At 45.5% G+C, this 18,757-nt stretch carries 17 protein-coding genes; 7 read left to right on the top strand and 10 right to left on the bottom strand.

Annotation, left to right across the window (positions count from 1 at the left end):
- Window positions 1–8 precede the first annotated feature (8 nt).
- The 10 genes from AB447_RS19545 to rpmH form a co-directional block, all read right to left on the bottom strand.
- Window positions 9–452: a carboxymuconolactone decarboxylase family protein gene (locus AB447_RS19545; RefSeq protein ID WP_048353843.1), complete on the bottom strand. Its 444-nt coding sequence runs from the start codon at window positions 450–452 to the stop codon at window positions 9–11.
- Between the two features lie 69 nt (window positions 453–521).
- Window positions 522–1,373, bottom strand: a complete 852-nt coding sequence (locus tag AB447_RS19540) for an RNA polymerase sigma-70 factor (RefSeq protein ID WP_048353842.1) — start codon at window positions 1,371–1,373, stop codon at window positions 522–524.
- Window positions 1,374–1,429: 56 nt separating this feature from the next.
- Entirely contained in the window at window positions 1,430–2,278 is an 849-nt protein-coding gene (gene noc, locus AB447_RS19535; RefSeq protein WP_048353841.1) for a nucleoid occlusion protein, read from the bottom strand.
- Between the two features lie 101 nt (window positions 2,279–2,379).
- Window positions 2,380–3,099 (bottom strand): 16S rRNA (guanine(527)-N(7))-methyltransferase RsmG, encoded by a 720-nt coding sequence (gene rsmG, locus AB447_RS19530; RefSeq protein WP_048353840.1) that lies wholly within the window; start codon window positions 3,097–3,099, stop codon window positions 2,380–2,382.
- Window positions 3,100–3,112: 13 nt separating this feature from the next.
- On the bottom strand, window positions 3,113–4,999 hold the full coding sequence (gene mnmG, locus AB447_RS19525; protein ID WP_057957719.1) for a tRNA uridine-5-carboxymethylaminomethyl(34) synthesis enzyme MnmG: 1,887 nt from the start codon (window positions 4,997–4,999) through the stop codon (window positions 3,113–3,115).
- A 16-nt stretch (window positions 5,000–5,015) separates the two neighbouring features.
- Entirely contained in the window at window positions 5,016–6,395 is a 1,380-nt protein-coding gene (gene mnmE / locus AB447_RS19520) for a tRNA uridine-5-carboxymethylaminomethyl(34) synthesis GTPase MnmE (protein WP_048353839.1), read from the bottom strand.
- 343 nt (window positions 6,396–6,738) lie between these two features.
- A complete protein-coding gene (gene jag / locus AB447_RS19515; protein WP_048353838.1) occupies window positions 6,739–7,365 on the bottom strand; it encodes an RNA-binding cell elongation regulator Jag/EloR in 627 nt (208 codons plus the stop codon).
- Complete coding sequence (spoIIIJ, locus tag AB447_RS19510; protein WP_048353837.1) at window positions 7,362–8,162, bottom strand: YidC family membrane integrase SpoIIIJ; 801 nt, start codon at window positions 8,160–8,162, stop codon at window positions 7,362–7,364. The genes jag and spoIIIJ overlap by 4 nt, the downstream gene beginning before the upstream one ends.
- Before the next feature lie 164 nt (window positions 8,163–8,326).
- Entirely contained in the window at window positions 8,327–8,686 is a 360-nt protein-coding gene (gene rnpA / locus AB447_RS19505) for a ribonuclease P protein component (protein ID WP_048406245.1), read from the bottom strand.
- Window positions 8,687–8,771: 85 nt separating this feature from the next.
- A complete protein-coding gene (gene rpmH / locus AB447_RS25470; RefSeq protein WP_082094032.1) occupies window positions 8,772–8,906 on the bottom strand; it encodes a 50S ribosomal protein L34 in 135 nt (44 codons plus the stop codon).
- Window positions 8,907–9,538: 632 nt separating this feature from the next.
- On the opposite strand from rpmH, the gene dnaA reads away from it, so the two are divergent.
- The 7 genes from dnaA (at window position 9,539) to gyrA (ending at window position 18,561) form a co-directional block, all read left to right on the top strand.
- Window positions 9,539–10,882, top strand: a complete 1,344-nt coding sequence (gene dnaA / locus AB447_RS19500) for a chromosomal replication initiator protein DnaA (RefSeq protein WP_048406804.1) — start codon at window positions 9,539–9,541, stop codon at window positions 10,880–10,882.
- Window positions 10,883–11,050: 168 nt separating this feature from the next.
- Window positions 11,051–12,187 carry a DNA polymerase III subunit beta gene (gene dnaN, locus AB447_RS19495; RefSeq protein ID WP_048353836.1) on the top strand — a complete coding sequence of 379 codons (1,137 nt, stop codon included), beginning with the start codon at window positions 11,051–11,053 and terminating at the stop codon, window positions 12,185–12,187.
- 159 nt (window positions 12,188–12,346) lie between these two features.
- Entirely contained in the window at window positions 12,347–12,562 is a 216-nt protein-coding gene (yaaA, locus tag AB447_RS19490) for a S4 domain-containing protein YaaA (protein WP_048353835.1), read from the top strand.
- 15 nt (window positions 12,563–12,577) lie between these two features.
- Window positions 12,578–13,690, top strand: coding sequence for a DNA replication/repair protein RecF (recF, locus tag AB447_RS19485; RefSeq protein ID WP_048353834.1), 1,113 nt, complete (start codon window positions 12,578–12,580; stop codon window positions 13,688–13,690).
- 17 nt (window positions 13,691–13,707) lie between these two features.
- Window positions 13,708–13,950: an extracellular matrix regulator RemB gene (gene remB, locus AB447_RS19480; protein ID WP_048353833.1), complete on the top strand. Its 243-nt coding sequence runs from the start codon at window positions 13,708–13,710 to the stop codon at window positions 13,948–13,950.
- Window positions 13,951–13,997: 47 nt separating this feature from the next.
- Complete coding sequence (gene gyrB / locus AB447_RS19475; RefSeq protein ID WP_048353832.1) at window positions 13,998–15,926, top strand: DNA topoisomerase (ATP-hydrolyzing) subunit B; 1,929 nt, start codon at window positions 13,998–14,000, stop codon at window positions 15,924–15,926.
- 175 nt (window positions 15,927–16,101) lie between these two features.
- Window positions 16,102–18,561 (top strand): DNA gyrase subunit A, encoded by a 2,460-nt coding sequence (gene gyrA / locus AB447_RS19470; protein WP_048353831.1) that lies wholly within the window; start codon window positions 16,102–16,104, stop codon window positions 18,559–18,561.
- Window positions 18,562–18,757 lie beyond the last annotated feature (196 nt).

Genomic DNA, 18,757 nt, shown 5'->3' with positions numbered 1-18,757 from the left:
AGTAAAGGTCAATCCGTTGGAGGCATTTTCCGGGTGGAGACCGCGATTCTGTTCCATGCATTGATCGTTACGGCCGCCATGATGAGTTCAGCGGTTTCGATTTCGCTAAAATGCTTCCTCACTTCCCCGTAAACATCGTCCGGCACCCCTTCATCGGCAATAAGCGTCACAGCTTCAGTCAGCGCCAAAACGGCCCTTTCCTTGTCCGTGAAAAACGGAGCTTCGCGCCATGCATTCAGGGCGTACAAACGCTGTTCGGTTTCGCCGATTTTTCTCGCATCCTTTGTGTGCATATTCAAACAAAAAGCACAGCCGTTTAATTGCGAAGCGCGGATTTTGATAAGCTCCTTTAAAATGGGATCAATGCTTGAGGCGCTTTGCGCTTTTTCAAGCTCCAGCATGCCGCCATATCCTTTGGGATTTACCTTCTCCATGATTAATCTTGTTTCCATGTCAATTCCTCCTCTAAAAAGCGATTCACTTATATAACAAGTAAGGCATTCGATTTGTGACAGGAAACGCTAAAATGTAATGCGCTTTAGTTTATCAGGATTGGAAACGATGTATATGTTGTTGATCAAATCGCACTCCGGGGACCACGCAAAGCAAATGGCGTATACCGGGCGTTTGTCCCGCTCTATCAGCACGCCTCTTTGGCCATTGATTTGGACATGCCTTATATGGCCTGCAAGTCTTCCTTTTGAAGCGATCCCCTTAAAGAATGCATAGATTCGGCTCCGTCCGTAGATCGGCCTGATAGCGCTCTTGACTTTTCCGCCTCCGTCAGTATATAAAACCGCTTCTTCGGTCAGCTTGCGTGCGAATTGGTCAAAATTTCCCGTTTTTGTCGATGCTATGAACAGCTCTGCCAATTGCTGCTCCTCTTTCGGTCTGGAAGTGAGAGAGAGTTCTCCGCTTAATTTGTGCTTGATGCGGCTGTGAATTTTCCGGCAGTTTGCTTCAGATTTTTCGATAATGGATGATATTTCCTTATAGTGATATCCAAACACGTCCCTAAACATAAATACCGCTCTCTCCACGGGATTCAACCTGCTCATCGCCACCAGAAAAGCGTAGGATACCGTTTCTTCTTTTTCCAGCAGTTCAGCCGGATTCTGATCCGGGAGTCTCACGCTTGGCTCCGGAAGCCACTCTCCGACATAGACCTCACGCTTTTTCCGGGCTGACTGCAAAAAATTAATGCAGCGGTTTGTGACAGCTTTGATCAAATAAGGCTTATTGATCTGACCGATGCTTTTTTCCTGAAGATCGGCAAACAGGTCCTGCACGATATCTTCGGCATCCTGCATAGACCCTGTCATTCGATATGCGACAGAATGAAGCAATGACCAGTATTTTCGATAATGTTCCATAGCTTCCCCCATATGTAGATATTTTGACCTAAAAAAAATAAAAGCTCTGGGAGCTTTTATTTCGGTATCCGGATCGTAAACTGAATGTATTCTTCAAATTCCTCTTCTTCGGTATTCAGTTTGACTCCGCTGTCTTCCACCATCGATAATGACTGGCGGATCGTGTTCATCGCGATTCTCGCGTCCCTGCTGTATGCTTTTCTCTTCGGTTTAGGCTTTCGCTTATCCTGTTCAAGCATTTTGACAACGCGGTCCTCGGTTTGTTTGACATTTAAGCTTTTTTCAATCACTTCGTTCAGCAGCTTGATCTGAAGTTCGGGCTGTTTTAACGGAATGAGCGCTCGTGCATGCCGCTCTGAAATCTCTTTTTTCAAGATCGCTTCCTGCACTTCTGGCGGAAGCTTCAGCAGTCTGAGCTTGTTGGCGATCGTTGACTGTCCCTTGCCGAGCCTTTGGGCGAGGGCTTCCTGCGTCAAATCATGCAGCTCTAAAAGCCGTGCGTATGCATGGGCCTCTTCTATCGAAGATAATTCCTCCCTCTGGAGGTTTTCAATCAGAGCGACAGAAGCTGTCTCCGTATCTGAAAAATCCTTGATAATAGCGGGAACTTTTTCCCAGTTCAGCGTTTGAACTGCCCGCCAGCGCCGCTCCCCTGCAATGAGCTCGTATTTGCCTTCCTGCTCGGTTTTTCTGACGACAATCGGCTGAATAATGCCGTGTGTATGAATGGTTGCGGCTAATTCTTGAATTTTTTCTTCAGAGAAAATGGTGCGCGGCTGAAAACGGTTAGGAATAATATCGCCTACTGGAATGTCTTGAATTTCTTCTTTATTCGTATCATGCTCAACAATCTCTGGTTCTTCTTTTTCACCGATTCCGAAGAGACGAGAGAATGAATGCTTCATGTACCTACACCACCTTTGAACACTGCCATTTTTATAATTCTATTTTCTCATGAATTTTCCTTCTGTGACACCACCAATTTTGACGAAAACGAACGAATCATTTACCCTTCAATCGGAGATTTGTTTGGTGTTCCAGGCTTTCTTGGAAATTTTTTCGGCGTCTGCGATTGTTTTTTGATGATGATGATGTTTCTTTCGCTTTCTTCGATCGGCAGCTGAAAAGAATGCACGGTTTCAATTTTTCCTCCAAGGACTTTAATTGCTTTTTTTCCCGCTTCGATTTCTTCATCAGCCGAAGCCGCCTTTAAGGCAACGAATAAACCGTTTTTCTTTACCAGAGGAAGGCACAGTTCGCTCAGAACAGAAAGGCGGGCAACCGCACGGGCCGTAACGACATCAAAGCTCTCCCGCTTATCTTTCAATCTCCCGAACGTTTCGGCGCGGTCATGGTAAAAAGCCGTATTTTCTAATTTTAATGCATTAGAAAGCTGATTTAAAAAGTTAATTCTTTTGTTTAATGAATCGACGATTGTTACGTGAAGGTGGGGAAAACAGATCTTAATCGGCAGGCTTGGAAATCCGGCGCCGGCCCCAACGTCACACAGACTGTCCATCTTGTTGAAATCAACATAAAAAGAAGCTGTGATGGAATCGTAAAAGTGCTTTAAATACACCTCTTTTTTTTCTGTAATCGAGGTCAGGTTAATCTTTTCATTCCATTCAACAAGCCATTCATAATACGTTTCAAATTGCTCCAGCTGGTAAGGAGAAAGGGAAATGCCTTTCTCCTCCAAGTTGGACGTAAACTGCTCTATGTTCATGCCGTCATCCTTTCTATTCCGCGACCTTGGCGATCCGGCCCTGTTCGAGGTAAACAAGCAGAATGGAAATATCGGCAGGATTCACCCCGGAAATCCGTGAGGCCTGCGCAACGGACAGCGGTCTGACCTCTTTCAGTTTTTGGCGCGCTTCTGTCGCGATCCCTTTAATGGCGTCATAGTCGATTCTGTCCGGAATCTTTTTGTTTTCCATTTTCTTAAGCTTTTCGACCTGCTGCAGGGATTTTTCGATATATCCTTCATACTTGATTTGGATTTCGACCTGTTCGGCAACGTCGGCGGCGACGTCTTCCTCTGCAGGTGCAAGCGCCGTGACGGTTTTGTAATTCATTTCAGGCCGCTTCATTAAATCAGTCGCCCGGATGCCGTCTTTCAGCTCGCTTCCGCCCAATGAACGGATGTATTCCTGGTTTTCGTTGGTCGGTTTGATAATAACAGAATGCAGGCGTTTTTTCTCTGCTTCAATAGCCACTTTTTTCTGAAGAAATTTTTGATAGCGCTCCTCAGAAATCAAGCCGACCTTATATCCGATTTCCGTCAGGCGCAGGTCCGCGTTGTCATGGCGAAGGAGCAGACGGTATTCCGCCCTTGATGTCAGGAGACGGTATGGCTCGTTTGTTCCTTTTGTAACGAGGTCGTCAATCAAAACGCCGATGTATGCGTCTGAGCGGCTGAGGATGACTTCTTCCTTGCCAAGCGCCTTGCGTCCGGCATTAATTCCAGCCATGATCCCCTGCCCGGCCGCTTCTTCGTAGCCTGATGTTCCGTTGATTTGACCGGCTGTAAACAGACCCGGTATTTTTTTCGTTTCAAGCGTCGGCCAAAGCTGTGTCGGTACGATCGCATCATATTCAATCGCATATCCTGCTCGCATCATTTCCACGTTTTCAAGCCCCGGAATCGTTGCGAGCATTTTTCTCTGTACGTCTTCCGGAAGGCTTGTCGACAGCCCCTGTACGTACACTTCCTGTGTATTGCGGCCTTCAGGCTCAAGAAAAATCTGATGTCTCGGCTTATCATTAAAGCGGACGACCTTATCTTCGATGGACGGACAATATCGCGGCCCCGTTCCTTTGATCATGCCGGAGTACATCGGTGAACGGTGCAGATTGTCGTCAATGATCTCATGCGTTTCCGGGCTTGTATACGTCAGCCAGCACGGAAGCTGGTCTGTAATATATTCCACCGTCTCATACGAAAAGGCCCGCGGCACGTCATCGCCAGGCTGGATTTCCGTTTTGCTGTAATCGATCGAATGGCTGTTCACCCGCGGCGGTGTGCCCGTTTTAAAGCGGACGAGGTCAAACCCGAGCTCTTCGAGATGCTCAGAAAGCTTGATCGAAGGCTGCTGGTTGTTCGGTCCGCTTGAATAAGACAAATCTCCAAGGATGATTTTTCCTCTCAAAAACGTACCCGTTGTCAGGACGACCGTTTTTGAACGGTATATCGCCCCGGTTTGAGTGACCACGCCGCGGCATTCGCCGTCCTCTATCAAAAGGCGTTCGACCATTCCTTGCAGCAAATTCAAATTCGGTTCATTTTCAAGCGTTTTTTTCATTTCATGCTGATATTGAAATTTATCGGCTTGCGCACGCAGCGCCCGTACGGCAGGACCTTTCCCCGTATTTAAAAGCCGCATTTGAATGTGAGTTTTATCAATATTTTTAGCCATTTCTCCGCCGAGCGCATCAATTTCGCGGACGACGATCCCTTTAGCAGGGCCGCCGACAGACGGATTACAAGGCATAAAAGCAACCATATCAAGGTTGATGGTTAAGACGAGCGTTTTTGCGCCTTGTCTTGCTGATGCCAAAGCCGCTTCAACACCGGCGTGACCGGCTCCGACGACGATGACGTCATATTGGCCAGCTTCATAGCCCATATGTTTCGTTCCTCCTTTATTTTCCTAAGCAAAATTGTGAAAAGAGCTGGTCGATCAGGCTTTCGTGCACGGCGTCTCCAATGATCTCCCCAAGAACTTCCCAGCATTTTGTTAAATCGATTTGTACCATATCAATCGGCACATCGTTTTCGATTCCCTCAAGAGCATCCGAGATGGCGCGCTTGGCCTCATGCAGCAGCGAGATGTGCCTTGTATTGCTGACATACGTAAGGTCGCCGCTTTCGATCGCTCCCGTGAAAAACAGCGACTGGATGGCGTCCTCAAGCTCGTTGATCCCTTCCTCTCTTAAAAGGGAAGTCGTGACGACAGGACGTCCGTCAGCCAATTCCTGAACGCGGCCGAGATCAAGCTTCTGTTCGAGGTCGGTCTTATTGACGATCACGATCAGATCCATGCCTTTTGTCGCGTCGAACAGCTTGATGTCTTCTTCTGAAAGCTCTTCACTGTAATTGAGGACAAGCAGAATCAAATCCGCTTCTTTTAATACCTGTCTTGAGCGCTCGACACCGATGCGCTCGACGATATCTTCCGTCTCGCGGATCCCCGCTGTATCGACAAGGCGCAGCGGTACGCCTCTTACATTCACATATTCTTCAATGACGTCGCGCGTCGTTCCCGGAATGTCGGTCACGATCGCCTTCGTCTCATGAACGAGGCTGTTCAATAGTGAAGATTTCCCAACGTTCGGCCTTCCGATAATAACGGTTGAGATGCCTTCTCTTAATATTTTACCTTGTTCTGACGTTCTAAGGAGCACTTCGATTTCTTCTTTGACTTTTGACGCCTTTTCAATCAGAAGTTTATGCGTCATCTCTTCGACGTCATCGTATTCCGGGTAATCAATATTTACTTCGATATGTGCCAATGTCTCAAGCAGCTCCGCCCTCAAACGTTTGATCAGAGAGGACAGCCTTCCTTCCATCTGATTCATGGCGACATTCATCGCACGGTCCGTTTTCGCCCTGATGAGATCCATGACCGCTTCGGCCTGGGAAAGGTCGATTCTGCCGTTTAAAAAAGCCCTTTTCGTAAATTCGCCCGGCTCGGCAAGTCTCGCGCCTTCTCTCAAAACGAGCTGTAGCACTTGATTAACCGTGACAATTCCGCCGTGGCAGTTGATCTCCACAATGTCTTCCCTCGTGAACGTTTTCGGCGCTCTTAACACAGAGACCATGACTTCCTCAACGACCTTTTCCGTTTCCGGATCAACGATATGCCCGTAATTTATCGTATGTGAATCAACAGTGCTCAAGCGTTTACCGCGCGGCCCTTTATACACTTTATCGGCGATCGAAAGCGCCTCAGGGCCGCTCATACGGACTATGGCAATCGCTCCTTCTCCCATCGGCGTTGAAATGGCAGCGATCGTATCCATGGCGTTCACCTCTCTTTTTCATTCCTTTATCTATTATCCCCATTTGCCGGGGCATCTTCCAAACATCATAAATCGATAAAAAATTTTATTGTAATCAAAATTTAAAGATAACATAGTTTCAATTGTAGTGGAAGCGAATTGAACCGTTATCCACAACTCGAAAAACCGTCATTATTTACTTTAACTTATCCACATGTGAATAACAATTAAATTTGTTTTTTATCAACAGCTTTCACCGAAAGAGGCCAGGCTTAAACCGATTTGCCTGACGAAAAAATGACTTTTCAGCATTTTGCGTGCACAAAAAACCGAAGTTCGTTTTGGTTGAACTTCGGTTTTTCTGCTATTGTTTTTTATATGAGATGACGAGGTGCCGGTTATGGTCTTCGCCCGTAGAGTATGTTTCGATTTCATCCGAGTAGCCTGAAAGTGTGTCATGAATCACTTTTCGCTCGCTTGAAGGCATCGGTTCAAGATGGATATCTTTTTTCTGCCTGCTCGCCTGGTCGGCCAGCTTTACAGCGAGCTGCCTCAGTGTTTCCTTCCGCTTGGCACGGTAGCCTTCGGCATCAACCACCGCTTGAATATAGCGGTCTGAATGGCGGTTAAGAACGAGCTGTACCAAGGTTTCAAGGGCGTTTAATGTTTGTCCCCTTTTTCCGATTAAAAGCGCCGTTTTGTTGCCCTTCAATTGGAACATCACCTTTTTCGGCTCCTCTTCAGCCGTCACTTCCGCTTGGATGCCCATGTTCAAAATCACGTTTTCCAAATATTGCTTCGCTTCTTTAACAGGGTCGATTTTTTCTCGAATGTTTACTACCGCAGGCTGATGACCGAATATGCCGAGAAATCCTTTTTTTCCTTCCTCTATAACGGCAATTTCAACATCATCTGCTTGAAGTTCCAGCTGTTTAAGCCCGGATTGCACTGCTTCATCGACGGTCCGTCCAGTAGCAGTCAGTTCCTTCACTTTTTCTTACCTCCGGATTTTTTTCCTTCAGCTGCGGCTTCCTGCTTCGCCGTCCTCATATCAGGACCTTTGATCAGGAACGTTTGGGCAATCATGAACAAGTTACCGACTACCCAGTACAGAGAAAGAGCCGCCGGGAAATTGATGGCAAATACCACGATCATGATCGGCATCAACCAAAGCATCATGGCCATCTGCGGATTTTGCTGCGCGTTTCCGGCCATCATCAGCTTCTGCTGGATGAAAGTGAACACACCCGCAAGAATCGGCAGAATAAAGTACGGATCGCGCTCTCCCAGGTCAAACCACAAAAAGCTGTGCTCTGCGATCTCGCGCGTTCTCATAATCGCATGGTAAAATCCGATTAAAATCGGCATTTGAATGATAATCGGGAAACATCCTGCAAGCGGGTTAACCCCGTGCTTCTGCATGAGAGCCATCGTTTCCTGCTGAAGTTTTTGCTGAGTTTTCTGATCCTTTGAACTGTATTTCTCACGAAGCTTCTGCATTTCAGGCTGAATGGCCTGCATAGCCTTCGTACTTTTCATCTGCTTGATCATAAGCGGTAAAATCAACAGTCTGATCAGGATGGTAACGATGATAATCGCAAGCCCGAAGTTATTGTTCGTCATTCTTGCAACATACGTAATCAGCTGTGACAAAGGGTAAACGATATAAGTGTTCCAAAATCCTTCACTTTCTGCAGTGATCGGCTGGTTTATCTGCGTACATCCGGCTAAAAGCGCGAGAACGCCGACCATGCTGAGTAATAATAAAATTCGCCTCTTCAACAACATTTCCTCCTAAATCTTCATTCTTCAACCGTTTTTTATGCGGTTATGATCTTCAAAAAAATACATACTTTCTCGTATTTTATCATCTTTCTCCCCGGAATGGGCGAGACTTTTCTGCACGAAAAGGAAGCGCTTAAAATGTGCGGCCGAAAGGCGCATGTTCCGGATCAAGACGGCTTGTTCGTTTTTTTTCGGTAAACAAACGACTTTCTGAAAAGGTGCTGCAAGCTTTTTTTCGTTTCTTCATATGTCAGATCAGCGGCTGGTTTTCTTGCAATGATAATATAGTCGTTTTCCTGTTTTAATTGATCACGCTCTTCTAGGATGACCTGGCGAATCAGCCGTTTTACCCGGTTACGGACGACGGCGTTCCCGATTTTCTTGCTGACCGACAGTCCGACCCGAAACTCTTTCGCATCAGGCTGTTGAAGCACATATAAAACATACTGCCGGTTTGCCATCGATTTCCCTTTTTTAAATACTTTTTGAAAATCCTCATTTTTTTTTAATCGATTTCGCTTTTTCATTTCTTCCTTCACTCCGATAACAAGCTGGCAAAAAGGGCCTGGTCATTCCTCTATGTAAAAAAGACCACTGACATTATTCAGTGGCCTAAGCTGATAATACTTTTCTTCCTTTACGGCGGCGACGTGCTAATACAAGACGTCCATTTTTAGAACTCATACGGCTGCGAAAGCCATGAACTTTACTGCGTTTGCGGTTATTTGGTTGATATGTTCTTTTCATGTATGACACCTCCCTCGAGGAATAGCTGTTAAAGACAGTCTAATTTATTATATTTGGATAAGCTGTTCATTGTCAACTTCACTTATGCATTTCTTTTTTGCACCATAATAGGATAACACAGATAAATCGACTCCGAAAGTCTATTTTCATTTTTCCTCAATTTTAGCTTAAAAGATTTTTTTGGAAGCGGGAAATTTATGTTCTTAATCGAAAAATAATCAATGTGGATATCTTTCGACTTTATTTTTCTCTATCCACAATCATTATCGACAACATTTTCACAAAACTAACCGCTGTGGACAAAAAATCTTCAACAGTTTGTATGCCGTGTGGATAAGTTCCTTTCAACCATTGCAACGTCTCACTTATTCTGATATTATATTTGTGTTTTAACTCTTGATAACAAATTGGCTGTCATCTCATTATCCACAAACTGTGGATAACTTGTGGAAAGTTTTTTCACAGGGTGTGCAGGAATTTGTCCACAACCTGTGAAAGATGTCGAAAAGACGTTTTTCTACTATATTATATGTTTTCAACATTTAATCAACGAATGGATCCATCCATTTGCTCTTTTTTTGTGTTCTATAACAGGTGCATTTTGCCTTGTAAAGGAGGGACGAACCCCAATTATGAAAAATATTTCGGATCTTTGGAATCAAGCCCTCGGGCAGATCGAAAAAAAATTGAGCAAGCCCAGCTTTGAAACATGGATGAAGTCGACAAAGGCTCATTCATTGCAGGGCGATACGCTGATCATCACTGCTCCGAACGAGTTTGCACGCGATTGGCTTGAATCAAGATACCTGCACTTAATCGCGGATACGATTTACGATCTCACCGGGGAAGAACTCAGCATTAAATTTGTCATTCCTCAAAATCAAAATGAAGAAGAATTCATGCCGAAATCTCCTATCAAAAAAATGTCGAAAGAAGACGAACCGGCCGATTTTCCGCAAAATATGCTGAATCCCAAATATACATTCGACACTTTCGTTATAGGCTCCGGAAACCGATTTGCCCATGCCGCGTCGCTGGCCGTGGCGGAAGCGCCTGCGAAAGCATACAACCCGCTGTTTATTTACGGGGGAGTCGGACTTGGAAAAACGCACTTAATGCATGCGATCGGACACTATGTCATCGAGCATAATCCGTCTGCAAAAGTGGTGTATTCGTCTTCAGAAAAATTCACAAATGAGTTCATTAACTCGATCCGCGACAATAAAGCGGTCGATTTTCGCAATCGTTATCGAAATGTCGACGTTCTTTTGATAGATGATATTCAATTTTTAGCGGGAAAAGAACAAACGCAAGAGGAATTTTTCCATACGTTTAATACCCTGCACGAAGAATCGAAGCAGATCGTCATTTCGAGCGACCGGCCGCCTAAGGAAATTCCGACGCTAGAGGACCGCCTGCGCTCCCGCTTTGAATGGGGATTGATTACGGATATCACGCCTCCCGATTTGGAAACAAGGATCGCGATTTTAAGAAAGAAAGCAAAGGCAGAAGGTCTCGATATTCCGAATGAAGTCATGCTGTATATCGCCAATCAGATCGACAGCAACATCAGGGAACTGGAAGGCGCTTTAATTCGCGTCGTCGCATATTCTTCTTTAATCAATAAAGACATCAACGCCGATTTGGCCGCGGAAGCTTTGAAGGATATCATCCCTTCTTCAAAACCGAAAATCATTACGATCAAAGACATTCAGAGAGTCGTCGGCCAGCAGTTCAATATTAAGCTTGAGGATTTCAAAGCGAAAAAACGGACGAAATCAGTGGCCTTTCCGCGGCAGATCGCCATGTACCTATCAAGGGAAATGACGGATTCATCCCTGCCGAAAATCGGCGAGGAATTTGGAGGGCGCGACCATACGACGGTCATCCATGCCCATGAAAAAATATCGAAGCTGCTGAATGACGATGAACAGCTTCAGCAGCAGATCAAAGAAATAAAAGAGCAGCTCAGGTAATGGGAAAGTGTGAATAACTTAAACATGGTCTTACACAGTCTGTCCACATGTGGATAGGCTGTGTTTCCTTTCGTTTTCAGCACTTATCCACAAATCCACAGCCCCTACTATTACTTCTGCTATTTTTATAAAACATAATAAATATAGATTCCCGCAAGGAGGATGATTATGAAGTTTACAATTCAAAAAGACCGTTTAGTCGAAAGTGTCCAGGATGTGTTGAAGGCCGTTTCTTCAAGAACAACGATCCCGATCTTAACCGGTATTAAAATCGTCGCTTCTGATGATGGAGTGTCTTTAACAGGCAGCGATTCCGATATTTCGATCGAATCGTTTATCCCGAAAGAAGACGGTGATTTGGAAATCGTAACAATTGAAAGGCCCGGAAGCATCGTTCTTCAAGCGCGTTTTTTCAGCGAAATCGTTAAAAAACTGCCGATGTCAACCGTCGAAATCGAGGTTCAAAATCAGTATTTGACGATTATCCGTTCAGGAAAAGCCGAATTTAACCTAAACGGATTGGATGCAAGCGAGTATCCGCTTTTGCCGCAAATTGAAGAGCATCATGCGTTTCAGATCCCAACAGATCTGTTAAAAAACCTGATTCGCCAAACCGTTTTTGCAGTGTCCACCTCAGAAACACGCCCAATCTTGACAGGTGTAAACTGGAACGTTGCCGGCGGTGAATTAATATGCACTGCTACGGATAGCCACCGTCTGGCGCTGCGCAAAGCGAAGCTGGATATCAGCGAGGACAGCTCATATAACGTCGTGATTCCGGGAAAAAGCTTGACTGAGCTGAGCAAGATTCTCGACGACCATCAGGAGCTCGTCGATATCGTTATCACCGAAACGCAAGTATTGTTTAAGACGAAGAACGTCCTGTTCTTCTCAAGGCTCTTAGACGGCAATTATCCTGACACCAATCGTCTGATTCCTCAGGAAAGCAAAACGAATCTGATCGTTAATACAAAAGAATTTCTTCAGGCAATCGACAGGGCGTCATTGCTGGCGAGGGAAGGGCGGAACAATGTGGTGAAGCTGTCCGCGGCCGCTGATGAGTCCATCGAAATTTCTTCAAATTCTCCTGAAATCGGGAAGGTTGTTGAAACGGTGAATGCCGAACAAATCGAAGGGGAAGACTTAAAGATATCCTTTAGTCCGAAATATATGCTGGATGCTCTTAAAGTTCTTGAAGGAGAGGACATTCATGTCAGCTTTACAGGCGCAATGAGACCTTTTCTGATCCGCACCCCAAATGATGATTCGATCGTTCAATTAATTCTTCCTGTCCGGACGTATTAATCTGAAATTGAAGAAAGCTGCCGGGTGAGTCCGGCGGCTTTCTTATTTTGCTGACAGAAAAGACGCTTTCGCTCCTATAGCGCTGTAACTTACCCCTTTCCTTCTTTCCCTGTTTTTTAGTACAATTAGATATTAGTGATATTGAAAGAGGTCGATAAAATGACAAAGACGGTGACGATTGATACAAACATGATTACCCTCGGCCAGTTTTTAAAATTGGCTGATGTCATTCAGTCGGGCGGAATGGCAAAATGGTTTTTATCAGAGCACGAAGTACTCATAAATGGCGAACCGGATAACCGCCGCGGCCGGAAGCTGTATGTCGGTGATACCGTGACGATTGAAGGGTTCGGTTCATTTCAGGTCGTCGGCTAAAGCAGGTGATATTGATTGTATATCCAAAATCTTACATTATCATCTTACCGCAACTATGAACACGTTGAGCTCGAATTTGAAAACAAAGTGAACGTGATTATCGGAGAGAATGCACAAGGCAAGACAAATTTGATGGAAGCGATCTACGTGCTTGCAATGGCAAAATCTCATCGGACCTCTAATGACAAAGAACTCATACGATGGGATCAAGACTATGCTAAAATAGAAGGTAGGGTCATTAAAAAAAACGGTCCTGTTCCAATCCAGCTCGTCATTTCCAAAAAAGGAAAAAAAGGAAAGGTCAATCATATTGAACAGCAGAAACTGAGCCAATATGTAGGCGCCGTTAACACGATCATGTTTGCTCCTGAAGATTTGAATCTTGTAAAAGGGAGTCCGCAGGTCAGGAGAAGATTTCTTGACATGGAAATCGGCCAAGTATCACCCGTCTATCTTCATGACCTTTCTCTTTACCAAAAAATCCTTTCACAGCGCAACCATTTCTTAAAGCAGCTACAAACGAGAAAACAGACAGATCAGACCATGCTTGACGTACTGACGGAACAGCTTACGGAATTCGCGGCAAAGGTTGTGATGAAACGGCTTCAATTTGTTGATCAGCTCGAAAAATGGGCTCAGCCCATCCACTCCGGAATTTCGCGTGGCCTGGAAGAACTGACGTTAAAGTATCATACGTCTCTTCACGTATCAGATTCGCCTGATTTGTCGAAAATGATCAATAGTTATCAAGAATCATTTTCTAAATTAAGAGATAAAGAAATTGAACGGGGAGTTTCTTTGTCCGGCCCTCATAGAGACGACGTTTTGTTCTACGTCAACGGCCGGGATGTCCAAACCTACGGTTCACAAGGGCAGCAGCGGACGACTGCATTATCTCTTAAATTGGCGGAAATTGATTTGATTCAGGAAGAGATTGGGGAATACCCGATTTTGCTTTTGGATGATGTACTGTCAGAGCTTGACGACTATCGGCAGTCTCACTTGCTCCACACCATTCAAGGGCGTGTTCAAACTTTCGTGACAACGACAAGCGTCGACGGAATTGACCATCAAACCTTAAACGAAGCAGGCATCTTTCGTGTTGCAAATGGCGCGCTATTGGACTGAAAAAATGGGGTGAGGGATTGTATATCCATTTAGGTGACGACTTTGTCGTCTCAACACGAGAAATTGTGGCTATTTTTGATTACAAGGCAAAGACATCGCCGATCGTTGAAGAGTTTTTAACAAAACAAAGCAAGCGGATTATCTCTTCAAGCAGCACACCGAAATCAATTGTCGTCACAGTTCAGACGATCTATTTTTCTCCTTTAGCCTCAGGCACGTTGAAAAAGCGGGCTCAATCCAAGCCGGAAATCGATTCATAAAGAATCTTAACTATAAATTTATTATGTTTGAAGAAAAGTGTAGGTGAATGTGCGTGGCAGCGGAACAGAATAACAATAACTACGATGAAAATCAGATACAGGTGCTGGAGGGCTTAGAAGCCGTCCGCAAGCGGCCCGGAATGTACATCGGGTCAACGAGCGGCAAGGGGCTTCACCATCTCGTATGGGAAATTGTCGATAACAGCATCGATGAAGCTTTGGCTGGCTATTGTACAGAGATCAACGTTGTCATTGAAAACGACAACAGCATCACGGTAAAAGACAACGGCCGGGGAATTCCGGTCGGCATCCAGGAAAAAATGGGGCGGCCTGCCGTCGAGGTCATCATGACGGTACTGCATGCCGGCGGTAAGTTTGACGGAAGCGGATATAAAGTTTCCGGCGGATTGCACGGCGTCGGAGCTTCCGTTGTCAACGCCCTTTCAACGGAGCTCGATGTAACGGTTTACAGAGACGGGAAAGTTCATTACCAGGAATACGAACGCGGCGTTCCAAAAGCCGATTTGAAAATCATCGGCGAGACGGACAGAACGGGAACGACGACCCATTTTGCTCCCGATCCTGAAATATTCACGGAAACGACTGTGTATGACTACGATACTCTTGCCACCCGCGTCCGCGAACTGGCGTTTTTGACAAAAGGCGTTAAAATCACGATTGAAGATAAGCGGGAAGGCCAAGAGCGCAAGAATGAATACTGCTATGAAGGCGGAATCAAAAGCTATGTTGAACACTTAAACCGTTCAAGGGAAGTGATCCACGAGGAGCCCGTCTACATCGAAGGTTCGAAAGACGGGATTACGATCGAAGTGGCGCTTCAATACAATGACAGCTATACGAGCAACATTTATTCATTTGCCAATAACATTCATACGTATGAGGGCGGAACGCACGAAGCCGGGTTTAAAACGGGCTTGACGCGGGTCATCAATGACTACGCCAGAAAGAACGGCATATTCAAAGACAATGATCCGAATTTAAGCGGGGAAGACGTCCGGGAAGGTTTGACAGCGATCATTTCAATCAAGCATCCGGATCCTCAGTTTGAAGGTCAGACGAAAACGAAGCTCGGTAATTCGGAAGCCCGCACCATAACAGACGCCCTGTTTTCAGAAGCATTGGAAAAATTCCTGCTTGAAAACCCCGATTCAGCGAAAAAAATCGTGGAAAAAGGAGTTATGGCGGCAAGAGCACGGATGGCCGCGAAGAAAGCGCGCGAATTGACGCGCAGAAAAAGCGCGCTTGAAGTGTCTAATCTTCCAGGGAAATTGGCCGACTGTTCTTCCAAAGATCCGTCGATTTCCGAGCTTTACATCGTTGAGGGTGACTCTGCGGGAGGATCGGCGAAACAAGGCCGGGACCGTCATTTCCAAGCGATTTTGCCTTTGCGGGGAAAAATTTTAAACGTTGAAAAAGCGCGCCTTGATAAAATTTTGTCAAACAATGAGGTTCGCTCTATGATTACCGCACTCGGCACCGGGATCGGGGAAGATTTCAACCTCGAAAAAGCCCGCTATCATAAAGTCGTCATTATGACTGATGCCGACGTCGACGGCGCACACATCAGAACCTTGCTTTTGACCTTTTTCTACCGATACATGCGGCAGATTATCGAAAAAGGATATGTCTATATTGCACAGCCGCCATTATACAAAATACAGCAGGGAAAACGCGTGGAGTATGCATATAACGACCAGCAGCTCGATGAGATTTTAAAAGAGCTTCCGCAAACTCCTAAGCCCGGCCTGCAGCGCTATAAAGGTTTGGGAGAGATGAATGCGACGCAGCTCTGGGAAACGACGATGGACCCTGAAACGAGAACATTGCTTCAAGTGACGCTCAAAGACGCGATCGATGCCGATGAAACCTTTGAAATGCTCATGGGGGACAAGGTGGAGCCGCGGCGGAACTTCATTGAAGAAAATGCCCGTTATGTAAAGAACTTGGATATTTAATGCAAGTAAGACCTTATTTTTGAAATAAGGTCTTTTCTAAAATAGAGCCTTTACAATTTCATGTGTATAAATTCAAGATTATTGATATAATGGAGAATAGCTTTATTCGTTGAAAGAGTATAAATACAAATCTACTCCCACACAACTCATGTAGATTCTCCAGGGAGGTTTTTTAATGAGTGAACAACAAAAGCCCCAAGTCCAGGAAGTCAATATCAGTCAGGAAATGCGCACGTCTTTCTTAGACTACGCGATGAGTGTTATTGTTTCCCGTGCGCTTCCGGATGTAAGAGACGGGCTTAAGCCGGTGCATAGAAGAATTTTGTACGCGATGAACGACCTCGGGATGACAAGCGACAAGCCATACAAAAAATCCGCGCGGATCGTCGGCGAAGTTATCGGTAAGTACCACCCCCATGGTGATTCTGCCGTGTACGAAGCGATGGTCAGAATGGCTCAGGACTTCAACTATCGCTACATGCTTGTCCAAGGTCACGGAAACTTCGGTTCTGTCGACGGTGATTCGGCTGCGGCCATGCGTTATACAGAAGCGAGAATGTCGAAAATATCAATGGAAATTCTGCGCGATATTAATAAAGACACGATCGACTACCAAGACAACTATGACGGATCAGAAAGAGAACCGATTGTCATGCCTGCCAGATTCCCAAACCTTTTGGTCAACGGTGCAGCCGGGATCGCAGTCGGGATGGCGACAAATATCCCGCCTCATCAGCTCGGCGAAATTATTGACGGGGTTTTGGCACTCAGCAAGAATCCTGATATTACGCTTGCAGAATTAATGGAAATCATTCCGGGGCCTGATTTTCCGACAGCCGGATTGATTTTGGGAAGAAGCGGAATCCGCAAAGCCTATGAAACAGGCCGCGGCTCGATTACGCTTCGCGCTAAAGCCCAAATCGAAGAAGCATCCTCAGGCAAACAGTCCATTATTATTACGGAAATCCCTTATCAGGTGAATAAAGCGAAGCTGATCGAAAAAATCGCCGATCTTGTCCGCGATAAGAAAATCGAGGGCATTACAGACCTTCGCGATGAATCAGACCGAAACGGAATGCGGATCGTCATCGAGCTGAGAAGGGACGCAAATGCAAACGTTCTGTTAAATAATTTGTACAAGCAGACGGCTCTTCAAACATCATTTGGCATCAATCTTTTGGCACTCGTCGACGGACAGCCGAAAGTATTGAGCTTAAAGCAGTGTCTCGGTCATTATCTCGATCACCAAAAAGTCGTGATCAGAAGGCGGACGGCATACGAGCTTCGCAAAGCGGAAGCGAGAGCCCATATTCTCGAAGGCTTGAGAGTGGCTCTTGACCACCTTGATGAAGTTATTTCCTTAATCAGAAACTCGCAAACGGCCGAAATTGCGAAAAACGGGTTAATCGAGACATTCTCATTAACCGAAAAACAAGCCCAAGCTATTTTGGACATGCGTCTTCAGCGTTTAACAGGACTGGAGCGCGAAAAAATTGAAGAGGAGTATCAAGAATTAATCAAGCTGATCGCCGAATTAAAAGCGATTTTAGCAGACGAAGAAAAAGTTCTTGAAATCATCCGGGAAGAGCTGACAGAAATTAAAGAGCGCTTTAATGATGAGCGCCGGACGGAGATCGTCACATCCGGTCTTGAGACGATTGAAGACGAAGACCTGATTACGAGAGAAAACATCGTCGTCACGTTAACCCATAACGGCTATATCAAACGCCTGCCTTCTTCCACTTACCGAAGCCAAAAACGCGGCGGAAAAGGAATTCAGGGAATGGGAACAAATGAAGACGATTTTGTTGAACATCTGATCTCCACATCGACCCATGATACGCTGCTCTTTTTCTCAAACAAAGGGAAAGTCTACCGTGCGAAGGGTTATGAAATTCCTGAATTCGGACGAACGGCGAAGGGAATTCCGATCATCAACCTTCTGGAAGTCGATAAAGGGGAATGGATCAATGCGATCATTCCGGTGACCGAGTTTGACGATGAGTCATATTTGTTCTTTACGACAAAACACGGCATCTCAAAACGGACCCCGCTTTCTCAATTCGCCAATATTCGCAACAACGGTTTAATCGCCTTAAGCCTTCGCGATGAAGATGAACTGATGGCTGTCCGCCTGACTGACGGCAATAAGCAGATCGTCATCGGAACGAGAAACGGTCTCTTGATCCGGTTCCCTGAAAGCGATGTGCGGCAGATGGGAAGAACCGCTGCCGGTGTTAAAGGAATCACGCTCACAGACGACGATATCGTTGTCGGCATGGAGATTCTCGAAGAGGATGCCGATGTCTTGATCGTAACCGAAAATGGATACGGAAAACGGACGCCTGCTTCAGAATACAGAACACAGAGCCGTGGAGGAAAAGGCTTGAAGACGTGCAAGATCACGGAAAATAACGGACCTCTTGTTACGGTGAAAGCGACAAGAGGAGAGGAAGATTTAATGATCATCACCGCCAGCGGCGTGATCATTCGGATGGACATCAATGACATTTCCGTTACCGGCCGTGTTACGCAGGGTGTGCGCCTCATTCGGTTAGCGGATCAGGAGCATGTATCTACCGTAGCCTTGGTCGAAAAAGATGAAGAAAATGAGACAGAAGAAGATGAATCATAAATGAAAGTGCAGCCTTGTGGCTGCGCTTTTTTTATCTTTTCTTCCGATAGATTATGTGTTATAATCTTTTTTGGTCGCGAGTGAAAAGATGAAAATAAACTTTTTTTAAAAAAGTGTTGACCGCTTGTCTATTAAATGTTATATTTAAGTGGTCGCCTTGAGAGCGGCAACGAAGTTCTTTGAAAACTAAACAAGA

The organism is Bacillus glycinifermentans, assembly GCF_001042475.2.
Classification (GTDB): Bacteria; Bacillota; Bacilli; order Bacillales; family Bacillaceae; genus Bacillus; species Bacillus glycinifermentans.
The sequence above is the reverse complement of the archived record's forward strand: the minus strand, read 5'-3'. Positions and strand labels throughout refer to the sequence as shown.